This window comes from Tenacibaculum sp. ZH5_bin.1 (assembly GCF_042865525.1).
Classification (GTDB): Bacteria; Bacteroidota; Bacteroidia; order Flavobacteriales; family Flavobacteriaceae; genus Polaribacter; species Polaribacter mesophilus.
On record NZ_JBEGIO010000004.1, the window covers coordinates 211,879 to 232,202 of the forward strand.

15 protein-coding genes are annotated in these 20,324 nt (G+C 32.1%); 8 read left to right on the forward strand and 7 right to left on the reverse strand.

Features of this window, described 5'->3' with window-relative positions; translation table 11 throughout:
- Positions 1 to 38: 38 nt before the first annotated feature.
- On the reverse strand, positions 39 to 959 hold the full coding sequence (locus ABHQ57_RS12565) for an AraC family transcriptional regulator (RefSeq protein WP_389863841.1): 921 nt from the start codon (positions 957 to 959) through the stop codon (positions 39 to 41).
- A 200-nt stretch (positions 960 to 1,159) separates the two neighbouring features.
- Between ABHQ57_RS12565 and ABHQ57_RS12570 the strand changes: the two genes are divergently transcribed.
- The 3 genes from ABHQ57_RS12570 (at position 1,160) to acs (ending at position 5,055) form a co-directional block, all read left to right on the forward strand.
- Complete coding sequence (locus ABHQ57_RS12570; RefSeq protein WP_389863843.1) at positions 1,160 to 2,659, forward strand: aldehyde dehydrogenase family protein; 1,500 nt, start codon at positions 1,160 to 1,162, stop codon at positions 2,657 to 2,659.
- Between the two features lie 54 nt (positions 2,660 to 2,713).
- Positions 2,714 to 3,055: a DUF779 domain-containing protein gene (locus tag ABHQ57_RS12575; protein ID WP_389863845.1), complete on the forward strand. Its 342-nt coding sequence runs from the start codon at positions 2,714 to 2,716 to the stop codon at positions 3,053 to 3,055.
- A 92-nt stretch (positions 3,056 to 3,147) separates the two neighbouring features.
- Positions 3,148 to 5,055: an acetate--CoA ligase gene (gene acs / locus ABHQ57_RS12580; RefSeq protein WP_389863847.1), complete on the forward strand. Its 1,908-nt coding sequence runs from the start codon at positions 3,148 to 3,150 to the stop codon at positions 5,053 to 5,055.
- A gap of 18 nt (positions 5,056 to 5,073) precedes the next feature.
- On the opposite strand, the gene ABHQ57_RS12585 is transcribed toward acs, so the two are convergent.
- From ABHQ57_RS12585 to ABHQ57_RS12600, 4 genes are all read right to left on the reverse strand, one after another.
- Positions 5,074 to 5,757 carry a response regulator transcription factor gene (locus ABHQ57_RS12585; protein ID WP_047789727.1) on the reverse strand — a complete coding sequence of 228 codons (684 nt, stop codon included), beginning with the start codon at positions 5,755 to 5,757 and terminating at the stop codon, positions 5,074 to 5,076.
- The gene (locus ABHQ57_RS12590; RefSeq protein WP_389863850.1) at positions 5,747 to 7,756 is read right to left on the reverse strand and encodes a tetratricopeptide repeat protein; all 2,010 of its coding nucleotides are present in this window, start codon (positions 7,754 to 7,756) and stop codon (positions 5,747 to 5,749) included. Before ABHQ57_RS12590 ends, ABHQ57_RS12585 begins: the two co-directional genes overlap by 11 nt.
- Positions 7,757 to 7,819: 63 nt before the next feature.
- Positions 7,820 to 8,047 carry a hypothetical protein gene (locus ABHQ57_RS12595; protein WP_389863852.1) on the reverse strand — a complete coding sequence of 76 codons (228 nt, stop codon included), beginning with the start codon at positions 8,045 to 8,047 and terminating at the stop codon, positions 7,820 to 7,822.
- Between the two features lie 968 nt (positions 8,048 to 9,015).
- Positions 9,016 to 9,141, reverse strand: coding sequence for a hypothetical protein (locus tag ABHQ57_RS12600; RefSeq protein WP_389863854.1), 126 nt, complete (start codon positions 9,139 to 9,141; stop codon positions 9,016 to 9,018).
- Between the two features lie 553 nt (positions 9,142 to 9,694).
- Between ABHQ57_RS12600 and ABHQ57_RS12605 the strand changes: the two genes are divergently transcribed.
- From ABHQ57_RS12605 to ABHQ57_RS12620, 4 genes are all read left to right on the forward strand, one after another.
- Positions 9,695 to 11,155 carry an alkaline phosphatase PhoX gene (locus ABHQ57_RS12605; RefSeq protein ID WP_389863856.1) on the forward strand — a complete coding sequence of 487 codons (1,461 nt, stop codon included), beginning with the start codon at positions 9,695 to 9,697 and terminating at the stop codon, positions 11,153 to 11,155.
- 41 nt (positions 11,156 to 11,196) lie between these two features.
- Positions 11,197 to 12,948, forward strand: coding sequence for a cytochrome-c peroxidase (locus ABHQ57_RS12610; RefSeq protein ID WP_389863858.1), 1,752 nt, complete (start codon positions 11,197 to 11,199; stop codon positions 12,946 to 12,948).
- A 113-nt stretch (positions 12,949 to 13,061) separates the two neighbouring features.
- On the forward strand, positions 13,062 to 13,823 hold the full coding sequence (locus ABHQ57_RS12615) for a DUF6503 family protein (RefSeq protein ID WP_167713996.1): 762 nt from the start codon (positions 13,062 to 13,064) through the stop codon (positions 13,821 to 13,823).
- A gap of 129 nt (positions 13,824 to 13,952) precedes the next feature.
- Positions 13,953 to 15,614: a sodium:solute symporter gene (locus tag ABHQ57_RS12620; protein WP_125067191.1), complete on the forward strand. Its 1,662-nt coding sequence runs from the start codon at positions 13,953 to 13,955 to the stop codon at positions 15,612 to 15,614.
- Here ABHQ57_RS12620 and ABHQ57_RS12625 read toward each other — a convergent pair.
- Both ABHQ57_RS12625 and cmk read right to left on the reverse strand, forming a co-directional pair.
- Positions 15,611 to 17,098 (reverse strand): NAD(P)H-hydrate dehydratase, encoded by a 1,488-nt coding sequence (locus ABHQ57_RS12625; RefSeq protein ID WP_389863861.1) that lies wholly within the window; start codon positions 17,096 to 17,098, stop codon positions 15,611 to 15,613. The genes ABHQ57_RS12620 and ABHQ57_RS12625 overlap by 4 nt on opposite strands.
- Positions 17,099 to 17,188: 90 nt before the next feature.
- A complete protein-coding gene (gene cmk, locus ABHQ57_RS12630) occupies positions 17,189 to 17,878 on the reverse strand; it encodes a (d)CMP kinase (protein WP_389863863.1) in 690 nt (229 codons plus the stop codon).
- A gap of 257 nt (positions 17,879 to 18,135) precedes the next feature.
- Between cmk and ABHQ57_RS12635 the strand changes: the two genes are divergently transcribed.
- A complete protein-coding gene (locus ABHQ57_RS12635; protein ID WP_389863865.1) occupies positions 18,136 to 20,316 on the forward strand; it encodes a gliding motility-associated C-terminal domain-containing protein in 2,181 nt (726 codons plus the stop codon).
- Positions 20,317 to 20,324 lie beyond the last annotated feature (8 nt).

Sequence of the window (20,324 nt, forward strand, 5' to 3'; positions counted from 1 at the left end):
AATGTAGCTATAAAAGTTTTTTTTAAAAAGTTGATGATTTACTCTTTTATAAAAGACTTTTTAAACTGCTGAGGAGTAATCATCTCCATTTTTTTAAATTGTCTGTTAAAATAGCTAATGTTATTAAAACCAGATTTGTAAGCTATTTCAGAGATTCGTAGGTTTTTAGATTGCTTTATAAGTTTTTTAGAAAATTTAATTTTTTCAGAGTTTATGTAGTCAATAGGAGAAATTCCTAAGGTGTTTTTAAACTTTTTATGAAAATGAGATGTACTCATACAAGCCTTCTTAGCTAACAATTCTACAGTAATATCTTTATTTGTGAGGTTGTTTTTTATAAATTTAATAACCATACCTATACGCGTATCAGAAAACGTGTCTGTAGGATCATTTAAGATGAATGCTTTAGCTTTGGTCTGTAGTAGTCTAACAATCAGTTCTTGTATCATAAGATCAAGAAGAATGTCTTTAGATTTGTTTTGCTCAGTAAATGTATGAACTAAACGCCCTACTAAGTGATTAATATCTGTGTTATGAACTAAATGTGATGAAGTGTCATTCAAATTCCAATTATTATTTTCACGTTCTATAGCTACGTTGTGGTTGAACTTTTCAACAATTTCTTCTATTTTATGTGAATCGATACCTAGTGCTAAGCATTGAGTAGGGTTATTTTTATCTGCCAAAGGAAAATCAATAATCATTTCTTTGTTTTTAGGCATAACCACAGATTCTCCCGGAAAAAAATCAAAAGGATCCATTCCTTCTAAATGCATTATTTTTTTACCGGTTAGCATACTGGCAATAACAGGAAAGTCAAAAGTTAATGAAACTTGTTCAGCATGCTTATGAGTTTCAAAAATATTTAACTCCGCATATTCAGCATTATAGGTGGTTCTATTTTCAACTAAAGTAGTGAGTTTTCGGCTTTCCTTATGTCGACTTAATAAATGATTCATAATCAATAGTACAAAATTCTATTTGTGTTTTTTGGGGAATAATAGATATGTGTTACAATTTAATAAATATGTTCAATGTATTAGCTATATGATATTATAAATTTACAAAAATTACGAAATATTCATTTTTACACATAATTAATTAAGGATGTGTTATTTCGTTGGCTAAATTCAAATAAAAACACAAAAATACAAAGTTTATGAGTTATACGAAACCAAAGTTTAAAGACACGTATGCTAATTTTATTAATGGAGAGTTTGTTGCTCCGTTAGGAGGAGAATACTTCGAAAACAGATCTCCAGTAGATAATAGTATCATAGCAAAATATCCAAGATCACAAAAAGAAGATGTAGAGTTAGCTTTAGATGCAGCCAATGCAGCGAAGGAAAGTTGGGGAAACACTTCAGCAGCAGAACGAGCTTCATTGCTAAATAAAGTAGCAGATATAATTGAAGCAAATTTAGAAGAGTTTGCATTAGTAGAAACCTGTGATAATGGAAAACCAATACGAGAAACATTAAATGCTGATGTTCCTTTGGCAGTAGATCATTGGCGCTATTTTGCGGCTGCCATTAGAGCAGAAGAAGGAAGTGCAACAGAGCTTGATCAAAATACCTTATCAATGAACATTAAAGAACCTTTGGGGGTTGTGGGGCAAATTATTCCTTGGAATTTCCCTCTTTTAATGTTATCGTGGAAGTTGCCTCCTGCATTGGCAACAGGGAACTGTGTGGTATTAAAACCAGCAGAGCAAACTCCATCATCAGCAACATTGTTAATGGAAAAAATAGCAGGTGTTTTTCCTCCAGGAGTGTTAAACGTAGTACATGGTTTTGGACCTGAAGCAGGAAAACCATTGGCATCGAGCCCAAGAATAGACAAAGTAGCCTTTACAGGTGAAACTACTACAGGACAGTTGATTATGCAGTATGCTTCTAAAAACTTAAATCCTGTTACGATGGAATTAGGAGGAAAATCTCCAAACATCTTCTTTAATAGTGTAATGGATGAAGATGATGCGTTTTTAGATAAAGCAATTGAAGGAGCTGTTTTATTTGCATTTAATCAAGGAGAAGTTTGTACCTGTCCATCACGTATTTTAGTACAAGAAGATATTTACGATAAGTTTATGGAACGTGTGGTAGAAAGAACAGAAGCTATTGTACAAAAGAGTCCGTATGATGTAAATACGATGGTAGGTGCGCAAGCATCTAACGATCAATACGAAAAAATTCAAGCATATATTAAAATAGGAAAAGAAGAAGGAGCGAAAGTATTATGTGGTGGAGAAGCTAATAAGCTAGATGGAGAGTTGGCAAATGGTTTTTACATTAAGCCAACTATTTTAGAAGGGCATAATAAGATGCGTGTGTTCCAAGAAGAGATTTTCGGACCCGTAGTTTGTGTTACAAAGTTTAAAGATGAAGCAGAGGCTTTAGAAATAGCAAATGACACTATGTACGGATTAGGAGCAGGGGTTTGGACACGAGATGCGCATCAGTTATATCAAATTCCAAGAGCGATTAAAGCAGGTAGAGTTTGGGTAAATTGTTACCATGCATACCCTGCACATGCGCCATTTGGAGGGTACAAAAAATCAGGATTTGGTAGAGAAAACCATTTAATGATGATGGATTACTATCGTCAAACTAAGAACATGTTGATATCGTATGATAAAAACAAGTTAGGGTTCTTTTAGTTGTTTGAAAATACTGAGCTTTTTAAAGCTCAGTATTTTATAAAAAAATATAATATGCAAAGAGTAGCAATAACAGATGCAGCAAAAGAAATAGTTGAAAAACTAAAAAAGCAACATGGCGAATTAATTTTTCATCAAAGTGGAGGGTGTTGTGATGGATCATCACCAATGATTTTTCCTAAAGATGAAATGTATTTAGATGAAAGTGATATTCTGTTAGGTGTGTTAGATGAAGTCCCCTTTTATATGAATAAAGATCAATATGAATACTGGAAGCATACGCACTTAACAATTGATGTAACTGAAGGAAGAGGAGCAAGTTTTTCATTAGAAATTCCTTTAGGAGTTCGCTTCATTATACATTCACGTTTATTGCAACAGGAAGATGAAGGTTAGCATATGTTTTAAGAAGAAGAATTAATAAGTTGATAAACAATTAAAAATGATTTATTTTAGTAGCTTAAGCTAAAATAAAAAGGAGTATAAGAATGAGTAACTACCACGTAAAAACATTAGAAGAATATTTTCAAGTATATAGAAAGTCCGTTAGAAATCCAGAATTATTTTGGGAAGAAATAGCAGAAGAACATTTTGTTTGGAGGAAAAAATGGGATACCGTTTTGGACTATAATTTTGAGAAAACTGAGTTCAAATGGTTTGAAGGAGCAAAGCTAAATATTACAGAAAACTGTATCGACCGTCATTTGCATATCAGAGGAGATAAAACAGCTATTTTATTTGAGCCCAACAACCCAAAAGAAGAAGCTCAACATATTTCTTATAAAGAACTACACAAACGTGTTTGTAAGTTTGCTAATGTTTTAAAAGACCACGGGATAAAGAAAGGAGATAGAGTTTGTATTTACTTACCAATGATTCCAGAATTAGCTATTTCGGTTTTAGCTTGCGCACGAATCGGAGCAGTACACTCAGTTGTTTTTGCAGGATTTTCATCAACAGCATTAGCAACGAGAATTAATGATTGCGAAGCAAAAATGGTAATTACTTCAGATGGTTCCTACAGAGGGGCAAAAACTATTGATTTAAAGAGTATTGTAGATGAAGCATTAGAAGATTGTCCTACTATAGAAAATGTATTAGTTGCTAAAAGAATTAATTCAGAAATTCAATTAAAAGAAGGACGAGATAAGTGGTTAGCACCTTTATTAGAAGAAGCTTATCAAGATTGTGTTCCAGAGATTATGGATGCTGAAGATCCATTATTCATTTTATACACTTCTGGTTCAACAGGAAGTCCAAAAGGAATGTTACATACCACAGCTGGTTACATGGTGTACACAGCATATACGTTTAAAAATGTTTTCAATTATAAAGAAAATGATGTGTATTGGTGTACCGCAGATATTGGTTGGATTACAGGGCATAGTTATATTGTATATGGTCCGTTAGCAAACGGAGCAACAACTGTAATGTTTGAAGGAGTTCCTAGCTATCCAGATTTTGGTCGTTTTTGGGAAATTGTAGAGAAGCACAACGTAAATCAATTTTATACAGCGCCCACAGCAATTAGAGCATTAGCAAAAGAGAACTTAGAATTTGTTGATAGCCATAACCTTTCATCAGTAAAAGTGTTAGGAACGGTAGGGGAACCTATAAACGAAGAAGCATGGCACTGGTATAATGATAATGTTGGAAAAAAGAAAAGCCCAATTGTAGATACTTGGTGGCAAACTGAAACTGGTGGAATTATGATTTCCCCTTTACCTTATATCACTCCAACAAAACCAACTTATGCAACATTGCCTTTACCAGGAATTCAAATAGCATTGATGGATGAAAACGGAAAAGAAGTAAAAGGAAATCAGGTTGACGGAAGATTATGTATAAAATACCCTTGGCCATCTATGGCAAGAACTATATGGGGAAACCATCAGCGTTATAAAGAAACATATTTCTCAGCATTTGATGATATGTATTTTACTGGTGATGGTGCTCTTCGTGATGAGGTAGGCTATTACCGAATTACAGGTAGAGTAGATGATGTAATTATAGTTTCTGGACATAACCTAGGAACTGCACCTATAGAAGATGCAATCAATGAGCATCCTGCAGTAGCAGAAAGCGCTATAGTTGGTTTTCCGCACGAAGTAAAAGGAAACGCTTTATATGGTTATGTGATTTTGAAAGAAACCGGAGAGGTAAGAAATCAAGATAACTTACGTAAAGAGATAAATCAAATTATTACGGAGCATATCGGTCCGATAGCGAAGTTGGATAAAATTCAGTTTACTGAAGGAGTACCTAAAACACGCTCAGGAAAAATTATGCGTCGTATTCTTCGAAAAATTGCACATAATGAATTAGATAATTTAGGAGATGTTTCTACACTCTTAAATCCTGAAGTGGTACAGAATATAATTGATAACAGATTATAAAATAGTGAAAAGGGATTCTTATAAGAATCCTTTTTCTTTTGCTATTAAAATCAAATCACGATCATCAGAATTATCAACCTCAAATATTTTAGCCATTTGTCGTTTTCTTTTTTGTACTGCAGCTAAAGATAAGGGTAGGATGTTAGGTAGTTTATTTACACGATTACCAATAGATAGTTCATACAAAATCTTTCTATCCAAATCATCTAAAAAATACTCATTGGACACTTGATTTCTCAGCATTTTCATTACCGTTTTGCTGTAGTAAGGAGGGTCGTTAAGTACTTCTTCAATAGCATGAACTAATTCTACCGGGGTAATGTCATTTTTAACTAAGAACCCATCAGGATTTACGTTTTTTAAAATACTATGTACTCGGTAATTATCGTTAAAAGTAGTGGAGATAATAATTTTAGACTCAGGAAGTTTTTCGTTTATAATCAAACCTAAATCCTCGCCAGATAAAATACCTTTTTCTTCTAGAGGAGGTAAACTAATATCTAAAAAAATAATTTCAATAGATCGATTAGAAGAAGAATACGTTTCTATAATTTCATCGGCAGCACCACAGTTATTTGCTATTTGAATATGAAAAGAAATATTTTCATTTTGACTTTCGATATAGGCAAAAGCACTTTTATAAGCTTCTGATATTAAAGGATGATCGTCAATTATTAAAGCGTTATACTTTTTACTTTCCATTTTTAGTATTAAAAGGGGTTATAATAACAAGTGTAGTTCCTTGGTTTTCTTTAGAAATAAACTCTAAAGTACCACCTAATTTTTGTACCCTTGCTGTAATATTTTTTATTCCAATTCCCTTTTTCTTTTTCTCGGCATTAAAACCAATTCCGTCGTCTTTTAACGAAATAATAAGCTCTTCTCTCTTAAAAGAAGCGTCTAAGGTAACATTTTTTGCCTTAGCATGCTTAATAATGTTTTGTAAAGCCTCTTGAATGATGCGGTATACGTTAGCTTTAGTAACCTCGTTAATTTCGTTCCATGGAATGGTTTTATCAAAGTTAAACTTATAAGAAAAATTACCAATAGTACTTCTATCTTTTAAAAGTTGGGTTAAGATAGTTGTAAAGTTAATATTTGAACTATCAAAATTATCGCTTAACCTATGAGAAACATCTCTGATTTCCTTTTCTATCTCTTGTAACTCATCTAAAAAAGCTTGGTGTTTTTCTTGAGTTTCAGGCTTCATTTGCATAGCTAAAAAGCCAAGATTTACTCGAGTACCGAAAAGTTTTCCTAAAACACCATCATGAAGTTCTGCTGAGATACGGTTACGTTCGTTAACACGTTCTTCTTCTAATTTGGCTTGTTGTTGTAGTGTTAATACATACACTTCTTCATTAGCTTTTTGTTGTTCCGCTTCTAGTTTTAATTTTTCATTTCTTACTTTTTGTACACGTAAAAAATATAGTAAGCTAAGAACTAGTAGACCAGCAAAACTAGTTACTATAATCCATATACGTTGTTGACTTAATCGCTCGGTTTCTTCAATGTATTCATCTGTTTCAAACTCAATACGTGTAAACTTATTTTGTATTCTACGTTCAGCACTAATTAAACTATCGTTAAACTCTATGTAGCGATCTAAGTATTTTTTAGAATTTTGTGTGTCTAAATTGGCAAGCTGTTTTAAAGAGGTTAGGTAGTAGCCTCCATTTTTTAGTTCTTTGGCTAATAGGTTGGCTTCTTTAGCATATTTTAAAGCATTAGTAGTATCTTTTAGATGTTTATAATAATCTGAAATATGTATTTTTGAAGTTAAAATATCTCCTTTACTTTTTAGGCTATCTTTTATAGATAAGCTTCTGAAAAAATCTTCCTTAATGTCTTTTGTATCATTCATCAAAAGTTTACAGTAAGCTCTGTTATCTATGACTATAGAATATTGAATAGGAGTTAAGTCATTTTTTAATTCAACATTATAATAATAAAGTGCTTTTTTATAGTTTTTAGCCTCTCTGTATACGTTGCCAATATTGTTATATATCGCTATGTATTTTCGTTTATTACTTTTTTCATAATTTTCAATAGCTTTATTATAATAGTTTAATGCCTTATCATATTCTTTAATATCTAATTGTAAGTGACCTAAGTGATTATATGACGTATGTAAACGTTTGTAATTTTCTAATTCTTTAAATAGTTTTATAGCTTCAATGTTTAAAATTTCGGCTCCAGTATAGTCTTTATACTTTCCTTTAATTCTAGACATTCCTTGTAGTATTTGTGAAGCTTCATCTTTATAACCTTCTTTTATAAAACTTTGATAGGCTTTGTCAAAATGATAATATCCTTTCTCATAAATTTCTAACTTTACATAATAAGTGGCATAATTCCAATGAGCATCACCAATAGCATAGATATGATGAGTTTCAGTAGCAAGTTGTAATGCTTCTTTGTTAATTTTAAAAAAATGTAGAGTATCCTTTAACTTATAAAACTCATAAGCGATAGAGCTAAGTTCTAAAGGCGCTTTTTTGCTATAATTTTTAATGTAATTATAAGATTTAAGAAGTAATTGCTTTTTGGAAACTGTATCTAGCTTTTTACTTTTGGCTTGTTTAATCCATAGCTTGATACTGTCATTTTGTTTTATTTCTTGTAAGGGAAAAGAGAAACAATAAGAATCTGTTGAAAAGAGAATGATAAATAAAAAAAAGTTTTTTTTAAAATAATTCAAGATTGTTGATTTTATACAAAACTAAAAAAAGCTTTTAACAAATTTGTTAAAAGCCTATAAAGATTAATTTCCTTTGGTTCCATCACCATTACCATCACCGCCACCTGTATCAAGGTCGGTAGTTCCCCCAGTACCGTCATCGCCGGTACCATCGGTAGGTACATTAGTGTTTGAAACTAATTCTGTTTGGTTAACAGTGTTGTTCGGTACAATATCTTCTGTTAAGTCTGTACAACTTGTAGTTAACAAAAATAACATGCTTATTAGTAGTGTAAATTTTAAAGTTCTCATAATTTCAATTTTTAAATTTTGACAATAGTTTTCCTAGCCGCATGTGCGGCTCGTATAGCATCGAAATAAATTTTCGTGTGTATTACATCATTTTTTAAATGAGGCAATAGTCATCTAACCCAAGTGTTTGGGCAGTAGGTAGAATTAAATTGATTGAAACATCAATTCATGAAGATGCGTTACTACTAAGGCCTATTGAGTACAACAGACTTCAGGGAATTCTACTTTGTCATAAAGGAAGCGTTTGCAATTTTGAAATGAACGCTAGTTGATTTTTAATTCTAAAATAGTGACAACATTATATATAATGAAGATGATTTTAGTAAGCGTTCTTGTTGAATGAGTAAACGTCCTTTTTCATTTAGTATGTGCAATTTTAATGTTTTCATAGCATTTATTTTGTCTTCTTAATATAATGAAAAAAAACGAATTATACAAGTTTTAACTTGTTAAAAATGTGTTTTTTAATAAAAAAAGCGTCTTTTTTAAAAAGACGCTTTTGTGTTATATATAAGTGTAGAATAATTGCTAATTCCTCATTAAATATTTTGCTCCACAATAAACATCCTTGTCTTTTTTTGTTCCGTAACCAGCTCCTTTTCTATAAGCTAAGCAGATACTTCTGTTTATGTTAGTTAATACCATAGTTTTAAATTTTTATTTATTAATAATACCAATTAAGTGTATCTTAATAAGTATGGTACAAATATACGAAATTTTTACAATAAAACAAGTGTTTTTTAGATTTAAGTTATTGTAAATCAGTTGATTATATTGTTGTTGGGGTAAAGAAGGACTGTCCGGATAATATCCAGATAAGTAGTGTTTTTGTAACGTTTTGTACGTTAGTAGCTTAGAGTTCAATTAAGAGTTTTTAGTATGTTTAAATTAAAATTCCATTTTTCAAAAAAATATAAAAAAAGCGCCCAAAATTAATTGGACGCTTTATATATCATTAGTTTTTATAATCAAATCATATCTGAGTTTTCATTATAATTAACATACAACGTCCGGTTTCGAAAGATTCCTTCATCAGGATTCCCACGAAAACCACATGTTGAGCTTACAAGCTCTTGTGTTATATGTAAATTCATTTTTTTCATAAAAAACAAATATATAAAATTTTAAATAATTTCTGTTTTAACGAAATTTTTGGCTTTTGAGGTCTTTTTTACCTCATTTTGGTGAAAAAGTAAGTCAGTGACTTACTAAAAGTAAGTCACTGACTTACCAAAAAGAAAATTAGACGACTTATTTTTGTCTCGGTTAAAATTTAGACCTTCAATAAGGTTAAGATATAAAATGGGGAATTATATCACGTCGTAGGGAAAGTTCTATGAAGAAAAAGAAAAACAAAATGATTTTTACTCTAACCAAAGTAAAATATTCAAACTGAGAGTGTCTTTTAAGGCGCTCTTTTTTTATTAGAAAAAAGCTATATAGTCAGAAAATAAACGAGTTAAGTAAGTTAATAAATAGTTAAGTGCTGTGTTTTAATAACAAGTGTTTAGAGGTGGGAATAAAAATAGTTGTTTAAGTTTAGTTAAAGTTGGTAACCTTTTAGTGAGCTAGATTTAAACTACAGCTAAGAGCTTCTTAAAGTAAGTGTTGTTGATTTGCGGACATAACACAAAAATTAACATAATAATGAAAAACTTACTTAAATTAGGGTTCTTAGGCGTTTGCGGAGCTATAGCTTTAACATCTTGCGATTCTGATAGTACACCTAGTCACGGAGATTCAATTGAATTAAAAGCACATTCAAAAACTCCAAACTTTTTAAAATTAGAATCAGAGTTTTCTGGAGTAAACATTTTTCCTTTATTGTCTTCTGAAGATAAGTTAGAAGATACACCAAACTTTGTATACGGTTCTATGGCAGATGGAGCTGGGTTAATGAGAAATTCAGATGGAACTTATACTTTAATAAATAATATTGAGGCAGATTATTCAATTGCTCGTATTAAATTAGATAAAACTTTTAAGCCTGTACATGGTGAATATATTTTAAATGCAAATGCTACTGCTAGTACAGCACAGTGCTCAGGTTCATTAATTACAGAGGCAGAACACGGTTTTGGTCCATTATATTTATCTGGTGGAGAATGGGGAGGAGCTTCTAAAGGGGTTTTTGCAACTGATCCTTTAAAAAATGTTTCAGCAGCAAGTACTCCAAAAATGTTAACAGCTATGGGACAATGGTCTACAGAAAATGCAGTGGCAATTGGTAAAGATGCGTACGCAGATAAAACAGTTGTATTTATTGGAGATGATCATTCAGATAATGAAGTACCTTCAGGTCAATTAGGAATGTATGTAGGTGATAGAGGAGATTTAGAAGGTGGTAAATTATATGGTTTAAAGGTAACTGATGAAGGGATTACTTATGAGGTAGATATGAAAGAAGGTACAACTTATAATGCTTCTTTTGTTGAGTTAACCGAAAAGAATATCGATTTATTAGATGCAGAGGCTAAAGAAAAAGGAGTGATGGGATTCTCTCGTTTAGAAGATATTGATTGGAGAAGAGGTTCTGCTAAAAACAATCGTGAAATTTATTTTTGTGTAACAGGTCGTAAAAAAGACGGTTTAGTAGGAAAAGGAACTATCTATGGGCGTGTATATAAAGTAGAGTTAAATGAAAATGATCCTACTGGAGCAGCAAAAATTACCTGTGTTTTAGATGGAGATAAATTAGATGGTAAAGCAAAAGCTTTCCATAGTCCAGATAATATCGTAGTTACAGAAAACTATGCGTATATTCAAGAAGATCCAAACGGATATTTTGATGGTGAAAAGAATCACGCAGCTAGCTTATATCAATACAACTTGAAAACAGGAGAGTTAAAGAAGGTATTAGAGTGCGATCAGGTTGCAGCTTCTACCCAAGGTTATGGAGCATCTTATCAAGATAAGGCATGGGAAATTACTGGTATGATTGATGTTTCTGAAACTATAGGAGTAAGCAATACATTTTTATTAATTACTCAAAATCATGGCTGGGAACCTGCTGATGGAGGAGCATTTACTGACCCTATGGCAAACGATGCAGCAGAAACAAGAAAAGAAGGAAGTCAATTATATGTAGTTCAAGGATTAGATAGATAATGACAAACAATTTTCAAAAAATAAAAAAGGCACATGTTATCATGTGTCTTTTTCTGGTATCTATAATTGGTTGTAAACAAGAAAAAACAACAAGCTATTCAAAGCTAGATAATCAAGCTTTGGTAGCAAAAGTTCAAGAATATTATTCAAAGCGTCTTGATGACTGCATTTCAAGTTTAGAAGAAATTAATGTTGTTGATGAGGTTTCCGAAAAGCTCAATAAGTATAAGTTAGCGAGAAGGGAATTTAAGTTGATAGAACCTATATTAGCTTTTGCTGATAAAGAAAACTACAAGAGTCTAAATGCTCCTAATATTTTAAAGATTGAAGAGGAGGATGCTACGGATATTAAAATAAGAGCCCCTTTTGGGTTTCAAGTTATTGAAGAGTTATTAAATGAGGATGAAGTTGACGTTGCAGAGGTAGAGAGCATTATAAAAAAGACAGTAAGTAGGCTTAAACTAATAGCGGCAAATAACACGTTGTATTTAAAAAAACACCATGTTTTATGGCTGTTGCGCGATCAAATTGCCCGTATAGCTTTGGTAGGAATAACAGGTTTTGATTCACCAGTGTTAGAGCAATCTTTATTAGAAGCAAAAACAAACTACGAAACCTTACTTTTTATTATAGGTACTTATAAAAGTGAGTTTTCAAAAGATAAATTGTATACTGATTTTGTAAATGAGTTGCAGACAGCTCAAAAAATGTTACAAGAAGGCAATTTTGAGTCGTTTAATCGCTATGATTTTATAAAAAATCACACACATAAACAATTGGAGCTGTTGGCAAAAACCTCAAAAGATTGGAAAGTAGAGTTCCCTTTAACTATGGCGTTCAATAATAACATTACTTCATTATTTTCTAAAGAAACATTTAATATTGATTTCTTTAACGATTATCATCAGTTAGAAAAGGCAATGTCTAATGAAAAAATAGCTTTAGGAAGAAAACTATTTAATGATAAGAATTTATCAAAAGAAGGTGTGATGAGCTGTGCTACTTGTCATATTAAAGATAAGGCTTTTACAGATGGGTTAGCAACTTTTCCAAAACAAAAAAGAAATACACCAACCTTATCGTATGCTGCTTATCAACAAACCTTTTTTCACGATGGAAGAGCAGGTAGTTTAGAAGGTCAGATTGTGGGAGTTGTTGAAAACAAGAATGAGTTTCATACCAATTTAGAAAACTTGACAGAAACTGTAAAAAATGACAGTGTATATACAAAGTCGTTTGCTAATCTATATGGAAAAGTAACTGATTTTAACATCCGAAATGCAATAGCAAATTATATTAGAAGTTTAGGCGATTTTAGTTCTAAGTTTGATAAAAACATAAACAATAAAGAAAACACTTTAACAACTTCTGAAATCAACGGATTTAATCTTTTTATGGGGAAAGCAAAATGTGCCACTTGTCACTTTCCACCTGTATTTAACGGAACAGTTCCACCTAATTTTACGGAAACAGAAGTAGAATCTATTGGAGTTCCAAATATGAAAGAAACAGGGTTAGATGATGATTTAGGAGCTTATGATATATTTAAAACTGAAGAACGAAAATACTTTTTCAAAACTTCTACCGTTCGTAACATATCCAAAACGGCTCCCTATATGCATAATGGGGTGTATGAAACCTTAGAACAAGTAGTTGATTTTTATAATAAAGGTGGTGGACAAGGATTAGGATATAAAGTACCAAATCAAACGTTACCATCAGATAAATTGAATTTGTCAGAAAAAGAAATTAAAGACCTAGTAGCTTTTATGGAAGCCTTAACGGATGAATAATTCATTCAATTTTTATAGTTAACATAAAACTCTCTAATATATATTTAGAGAGTTTTTTATTTTTACTGTAATTTCTAATGGTAGTTTCGACCAATTAGAACAAATCAATTATCATGAAAAAAATAGTACTACTAATCGCTATAACTCTTGTTTCAGGAGCATGCAAAAAAGAAGTTAAAAAGGAAGCAATTAAAAATGAAGAGGTAGCAATATTAAAATATCCGAAAGCATTAGAAGAAGTTCTTGAAAAACATGGAGGGATTGAACAATGGAAAAAAATGAAAACATTGTCATTCACATTAAAAAATGAAGAACATACTACGGATTTGCATTCACGAAAAACAGTAGTGAATTCACCAGAATATTCTTTAGGGTTTGATGGAAAAGAAGTGTGGTTACAGCAACAAGATTCAACAGCGTTTAAAGGAAACCCTGAGTTTTATTACAATCTATATTTTTATTTTTATGCAATGCCTTTTGTATTAGCTGATGATGGCATTGTGTATTCAGAAACAAAACCGCTGACTTTTGAAGGAGTTAGCTATCCAGGAATAAAAATTTCATACAAAGCCAACGTAGGAACTTCACCAGATGATAATTATTTTATATTTTACCATCCAGAAACAAAACAAATGGCATGGTTAGGGTATACGGTTACTTATTTTAGCAAAGAACCAACTGATGCTTATAAAATTATAAAATATAACGATTGGGAAAATGTTAACGGTTTGTTATTACCAAAATCCATAACTTGGTATGCTAAAGATGAAAACGGGCAACCAACAGAACCAGGAAGAGAACCAATTCAGTTTAAAATGCCTTTGTTAAGTGAAGCATCATTAGCCAATAGTTTTTACGAAAAACCAAAAGAATAATCAACTAATAAAAAACAAAGTATGGATAAAAAGTATATATGGAAAAAAGAGTATACATTAGTCTTAGTGGCTAATTTAGTATACATCGTGTTATTTTACATAATCACTAACATATATACAAAATAAACCATGCAACTAATAGATTGGATTGTTCTTTCGGTAACCTTATTGTTTATTGTTTTATATGGAGCTTGGAAAACCAGAGGAAGTAAAAATGTTGAAGACTATATAAAAGGGGGAAACGAAAGTAAATGGTGGACGATTGGTTTGTCAGTTATGGCAACACAAGCCAGTGCTATTACTTTTTTATCTACTCCAGGACAAGCGTTCCATAGCGGAATGGGCTTTGTACAGTTTTACTTCGGGTTGCCAATAGCCATGGTAATTATCTGTTTGGTGTTTATTCCTATTTATCATCGATTAAAAGTTTACACAGCCTACGAATATTTAGAAGGAAGGTTTGATCAAAAAACTCGAACCTTGACAGCAATTCTGTTTTTAATTCAACGCGGATTAGCAGCAGGAATCACCATTTTTGCGCCCGCTATTATTTTGTCTGCTGTTTTGGGTTGGGATTTAATTACTTTGAATATCATCATTGGGGTTTTGGTAATTATTTATACTGTTTCTGGAGGAACAAAGGCAGTAAGTGTTACACAAAAACAACAAATGGCTGTAATTTTCGCAGGAATGTTTGTAGCTTTTTACTTGATATTACAATACTTACCCGACGATATTACATTTACCAAAGCACTAGAAATTGCAGGAGCTTCCGATAAAATGAAAGTGCTTGATTTTTCTTGGGATTTGAATAACCGTTACACGGTTTGGACAGGTATTTTAGGAGGGACATTTTTAATGTTATCGTATTTTGGAACAGACCAAAGCCAAGTACAGCGATACTTATCAGGAAAATCATTAAGAGAAAGTCAATTAGGATTGATTTTTAATGGGCTGTTAAAAGTACCGATGCAGTTTTTTATTCTGTTAGTAGGAGTGATGGTGTTTGTATTTTATCAGTTTAATCCGTCTCCTATAAATTTCAACCCAAAAGCTGGAGAAGCAATAGCAAATTCTAACCTTGAAACAATAGAGCAGTATGTTAAACTAGAAGAACAACATCGTTTTATTGAAGGAAGAAAGAAAGCATTGATCTTTGAAGGATTAACACCTGAGAATGTAGCACAGATTCAAGAGTTTAATGAACAAGATAAGGTGCTAAAAGAAGAAGCAAAGACTATTATTTCAAAAGTAGATCCATTGGTAGAAACAAATGATAAAGATTATGTGTTTATTCACTTTATCCTGAATAATTTACCCAAAGGATTAATAGGTTTGTTGTTAGCGGTAATTTTATCAGCTGCCATGTCTTCTACAGCATCTGAATTAAACGCTTTAGGAGGTACAACAGCTATTGATTTATACAAACGAAATACTAAAATAGAATATAGCGAAGAGCATTATGTAAAAATGTCAAAATGGTTTACCCTAGGTTGGGGGATTTTGGCAATTTTAGTCGCCTGTATAGCAGATTTATTTGATAATTTAATTCAGCTCGTAAATATTATTGGTTCTATTTTTTACGGAAATGTGTTGGGAATTTTTTTATTAGCCTTTTTTGTAAAGTTTGTCAAAGGAAATGCAGTATTTATTGCAGCGATAATTACGCAATTAATTATTATCGCAGTTTGGTACATCGATTGGCTACCGTATTTGTGGTTGAATGCCTTAGGGTGCGGTTTAGTAATGCTATTAGCAATACTAATTCAATCAACGTCTAAAGAAAACTAACTTTTTTCTATTCGTAAAGCATCAATAATATCAGAAGCAATTAATGCTTTGTGTCCTTTTTTGTAAGCGGCATCGTCACCTGCTTTTCCATGGAAAAATACACCCAATAAAGCGGAATGTAATGGAGGGTGATTTTGTGCTAACAACCCTGTGATAATTCCTGTGAGTACATCACCGCTACCACCTGTTGCCATTCCTTGGTTTCCAGAAGTGTTGAAGTATAAATTTCCTTCAGGAGAAGAAATAGTAGTATATGCGTTTTTTAAAACTACGACACATTGATATTTTTTAGAAAACTCAAGTTGCTTTTGAAAACGTTCAGTTGAGGTGTCAGATTTTCCAACCAATCTATCAAATTCTTTAATATGTGGAGTTAAGACAGAGTTTTTAGGAAGTAACGATTTTAATTCTTCGTTTTGAGCAATAATATTTATAGCATCAGCATCAATAACTAACGGGCTATTACTTTCCGATACTAACTTTTTTACAAGTAGTGTTGTCTTTTCGTTAACACCTATTCCAGGACCTATCCCGAGAATGTCGTATTTGAAAATTTCTGGGAGTTGGGTCACGAATTCTTCATTCTCATCGGTTAGGCACATTGCTTCTGGAATGGAAGATTGTATAATTTGGTACCCACATTTTGGTACGTAACTAGTCAGCAGACCTACACCACTTCGTAAGCAAGCTTTTGAAGAAAGTACCGCAGCTCCCATTTTTCCATAAGAACCAGCAATTAATAAGGCGTGTCCGTAACTTCCTTTGTGTGATTGACGCGGTCTAGAAGTTAAAATATCAGCGATTTTATCATTCAGAATGAAATAGTTGCTTTCTTGTTGTTGAATAAAATCTTCATCTAAGCCAATATCAACTGTTTTCCAATTTTTTACAAAGGTTCCATTTTCAGGAAAAAAAAATGAAAATTTTGGTCGTTGAAAACTTACAGCAAGGTCTGCCTGTACAACAGTTTCAGAATCAGGAAGCTTATCGCAATACAGCCCAGAAGGAACATCAACAGCATATACAGTTTTTTTAGCATTATTAATGCTTTCAATAACATGTTTTATAAAACCAGTAATAGGTTTGGAAAGTCCAAAACCAAAAATAGCATCAATAATCACATCATATTCAGAGAAGTCAGGAACTTTACTGGTTGATTTTATAATGATAGTATCATCAAGCTTTTGAAAATTAATATCACAATCTGGACTAAGTGTATCTTTAAATTGAACTAGAAAAGGTTGTACAATATATTTTTTACTTTTTAAAATTCTTGCAATAGCAAATCCGTCACCTCCATTATTACCAACTCCACTAACAATAGCAATTTTTAGAGAACGATTTAGTAAAGGTTCAATAGTTTTTACAAAGGCTAAAGACGCTTGTCCCATCAAAGCAAAAGAGGTAATCCCTTTTTTAGTAATAGTATGTTCGTCAGCTTTTCGTATTTGAGCAACGTTAATTATTTTTTGAAGATTTTCCATGTAAGAAATTTACAACATTACATAAAAAAAGCAAAAAGAAACCTACAAAGAATTTTGTGGGTTTACTATAATTAATGGTATACGTAGTTTTTATTGAATTCTAGCATTAACCAAACTCATAATACGTTCAAATTGTTCTTTAAGCCCCATATCAGAATTATCAAACTCAATAGCATCGTTTGCCATGACTAAAGGAGAGTCTTCTCGGGTAGAATCTATTCTGTCACGTTCTTGTACGTTTTGTAAAATTTCTTCGTACTTAACCTTGTCACCACGATCTATTAATTCTTTATAACGGCGAGTAGCACGTTTGTCGGCAGAAGCAGTCATAAATAATTTTAGTTCAGCATTAGGAAAAACTACAGTACCAATATCACGACCATCCATAACAATACCTTTGTTTTTACCCATTTCCTGCTGCTCACGAACTAACTTTTTTCTAATTTCAGAAACTTCAGCAACTTTGCTTACCAATTTAGAAACTTCAATACTTCTAATTTCTTTTTCAACATTGGTTCCGTTTAAAAACATTTCAGCAAAACCAAGTTTTTCATTAAATGTAAAAGACAAAGAAATATTAGGTAAATCAGCAACTAAATCTTCTGAGTTAAAATGATTTTCAGAAATATAATCATGTTGCATGGCATATAAAGTAACAGCTCTATACATAGCGCCAGTATCAACATAAATATAACTAAGCTCTTTAGCTAATTGTTTAGCAATAGTACTTTTTCCTGTAGATGAAAAACCGTCAATGGCTATGGTGATTTTCTTTGTCATGATTCAAAAAAATAGATAGCAAATATACGGTGGATTTTTAATATTACGAGGTTGCTTTTTTGTGGTTAAGTTTAAGATTGTTGATTTTTTTTAAAGTATTGTATTGTAGTGTTTTATTGGTTGTTTTTTTGTGTTTTTAAACTTTAGTTGTGGGTTACACATAGATTTTATATATTTCGGCGTTAAATTTTGTTAATTTTAATACCGTTTTTGTTAAGAAAAACTATAAATTTGACACCCCTTAAAGGATCCCTTAGATGAAAAATTACACTAAAAGCATTTTATTACTTTTAGCGACACTTCTGTTTTGTGCAACAAGTGCTGTATCTCAGACGCTGCTTAAGCCTGAGATTCAGTTTTCTAATGCTTGTAATGGTGCAGCTACAGATTTTAATGTGATTTTTAAATACTCGGGTTCAGATTTTAACTCTAATAATGTATTTACGATAGAATTATCTGATGCAGATGGAAATTGGGGAAGTCCGATCAATGTAGGTACAGTAACTACTGAAAATTCTTCATATACTTTTTCTAGAACTTTTCAATTGCCTGATAATACTTACGGAACTAATTACAAGATACGTTTGGTTGCTAGTTCACCAGTAATGACCAGTCCAGATTCAGATTCGTTTGCAGCATATAAATTTTCAACAGATACTTTAGTTTTAAATAATTATGATGATGTTGTACTTTGTGATAGTGGATCAGCAGAACTTATATTAAATACTAATCAGAATGGTAATTACGAATGGTACAAAGATGATGTATTATTTACCACTACAACGGAACCTAAACTAGAGGTCACTTTATCTGGAAAGTATGAAGTGAAAATTGATTATGGAGCTTGTGGGTTTAGGCAGTCTACAATATCTAATGTAATTATCTTAGATAATACAGCCAAACAAATTAAAGGGCCTTCAACCGTAGAAATATGTGGAGATGAGTCACATACTTTTGAAGCTAACACAAATCGTTCAGGTTTAACCTATAATTGGTACTTAGACAATAAATTAGTACAATCATCTAATTCTTCAACCTATACAACACCAACAACAGGGCAGTTTGGAACGTATCATTTGGTAATTGATACAGGAACCTGTACTACCAAGTCAAACGATGTAGTGTTACAACAACAAACTACAGCAGGTTTTACAGTAACGAATGTTGGAGCCTTAGAAAGAATTATTTTATTTGGTGAAAAAAAAGAATTGTGTATTACACATGATGCTGACCCCTCAGAAGTTACTATAGAATGGTATAGAGATGATGTAACTATGGGAACTGCTGTTAGAAATCAGTTATGCATAGATGCAGCTACAGCAGGGGTATATTATGCAAGAGTAACAAAGAGTACAGGTTCAGCTTGTGATGATATAGTTGATTCTGAAAAGTTTACATTGTTAAATGTAACGTCATTTGAGCCAACCATTAGAGTGGAAACGAGCTATGAGGAATGTAATACTAGAAGTACAGAGTTAAGTATAGTAGGGGTGAAGGCAGAGGCAGAAAATGGAGATATGTATGATCTAACATCAGATCAAATAGCTTTACTAAGTTTTGAATGGTATAAAAATAATGTATCAACAGGAGGAACAGTAAGCGAATACGAAGTTAATTCGTATTTAGATAATGGGACATATACACTAAAAGTAAGTTTTAATGGTGTAGAGGGGGTGTCTAATGAATTAGATGTTAAGTTGGCTGAAGTACCCGAAATAAGAAGCACATCAACTTCAAACTCACTTTGTGCTGGGTCTTCTATAACTTATACAATAAATAATGTAGTAGCAGGTTATACGTATCAATGGATTAAAGATGGTACGGATGATGTTACCCCTGCTAACCCTGAAAACTTAATAGTAACTGAAGTTGGAGAATATGTGTTGAAATATTCAGGTTTTGGTTGTGATAATGAACTAGAGCCTATAAACGTAGTGATGTTTGATGATTCTGCGGTAACCATTACTCCTTCTGAGATTGTGGTAATGGAGGAAGGAAGTTCAGCTACTATAACAGCAGCAGGGGGAGAGTCATATGAGTGGTATCAAGGAGAGAGTATATCAGGAACCACATTATCAACAACAGAACAGTTAGAAGTAACAGAGCTAGGTTTTTACACAGTATTAGTAAAAGTAGGGGCCTGTTCGGTAACAAGAACGGTAGAAGTTGTAGAGCCAGATGATCAAATTATAGTGCCCAACACCTTAACTCCTAATGGAGACGGTAAAAATGACACATGGAAGATATCAAACAAATATGCGTTTCAACCACTAGTAACTGTAATGTTGTATAATGCTAATGGTAAAGAGATTTTAAAAACAACTGAGTACAAAAATGATTGGCCAACAGAAGATTTAGGAAATCAAAAAGTTTTTTATTATAAAATAATAAGAGAAGACAAATTGATTAAAGCTGGAACGATATCTGTTTTACACTAAAAAGGTTA

Bases quoted from the DNA above. Each gene is read 5' to 3' on its own strand.
- ABHQ57_RS12565 (WP_389863841.1), bottom strand. From the start codon at position 959: ATGAATCATTTATTAAGTCGACATAAGGAAAGCCGAAAACTCACTACT.
- ABHQ57_RS12570 (WP_389863843.1), top strand. From the start codon at position 1,160: ATGAGTTATACGAAACCAAAGTTTAAAGACACGTATGCTAATTTTATT.
- ABHQ57_RS12575 (WP_389863845.1), top strand. From the start codon at position 2,714: ATGCAAAGAGTAGCAATAACAGATGCAGCAAAAGAAATAGTTGAAAAA.
- acs (WP_389863847.1), top strand. From the start codon at position 3,148: ATGAGTAACTACCACGTAAAAACATTAGAAGAATATTTTCAAGTATAT.
- ABHQ57_RS12585 (WP_047789727.1), bottom strand. From the start codon at position 5,757: ATGGAAAGTAAAAAGTATAACGCTTTAATAATTGACGATCATCCTTTA.
- ABHQ57_RS12595 (WP_389863852.1), bottom strand. From the start codon at position 8,047: ATGAGAACTTTAAAATTTACACTACTAATAAGCATGTTATTTTTGTTA.
- ABHQ57_RS12600 (WP_389863854.1), bottom strand. From the start codon at position 9,141: ATGAATTTACATATAACACAAGAGCTTGTAAGCTCAACATGTGGTTTT.
- ABHQ57_RS12605 (WP_389863856.1), top strand. From the start codon at position 9,695: ATGAAAAACTTACTTAAATTAGGGTTCTTAGGCGTTTGCGGAGCTATA.
- ABHQ57_RS12610 (WP_389863858.1), top strand. From the start codon at position 11,197: ATGTGTCTTTTTCTGGTATCTATAATTGGTTGTAAACAAGAAAAAACA.
- ABHQ57_RS12615 (WP_167713996.1), top strand. From the start codon at position 13,062: ATGAAAAAAATAGTACTACTAATCGCTATAACTCTTGTTTCAGGAGCA.
- ABHQ57_RS12620 (WP_125067191.1), top strand. From the start codon at position 13,953: ATGCAACTAATAGATTGGATTGTTCTTTCGGTAACCTTATTGTTTATT.
- ABHQ57_RS12625 (WP_389863861.1), bottom strand. From the start codon at position 17,098: ATGGAAAATCTTCAAAAAATAATTAACGTTGCTCAAATACGAAAAGCT.
- cmk (WP_389863863.1), bottom strand. From the start codon at position 17,878: ATGACAAAGAAAATCACCATAGCCATTGACGGTTTTTCATCTACAGGA.
- ABHQ57_RS12635 (WP_389863865.1), top strand. From the start codon at position 18,136: ATGAAAAATTACACTAAAAGCATTTTATTACTTTTAGCGACACTTCTG.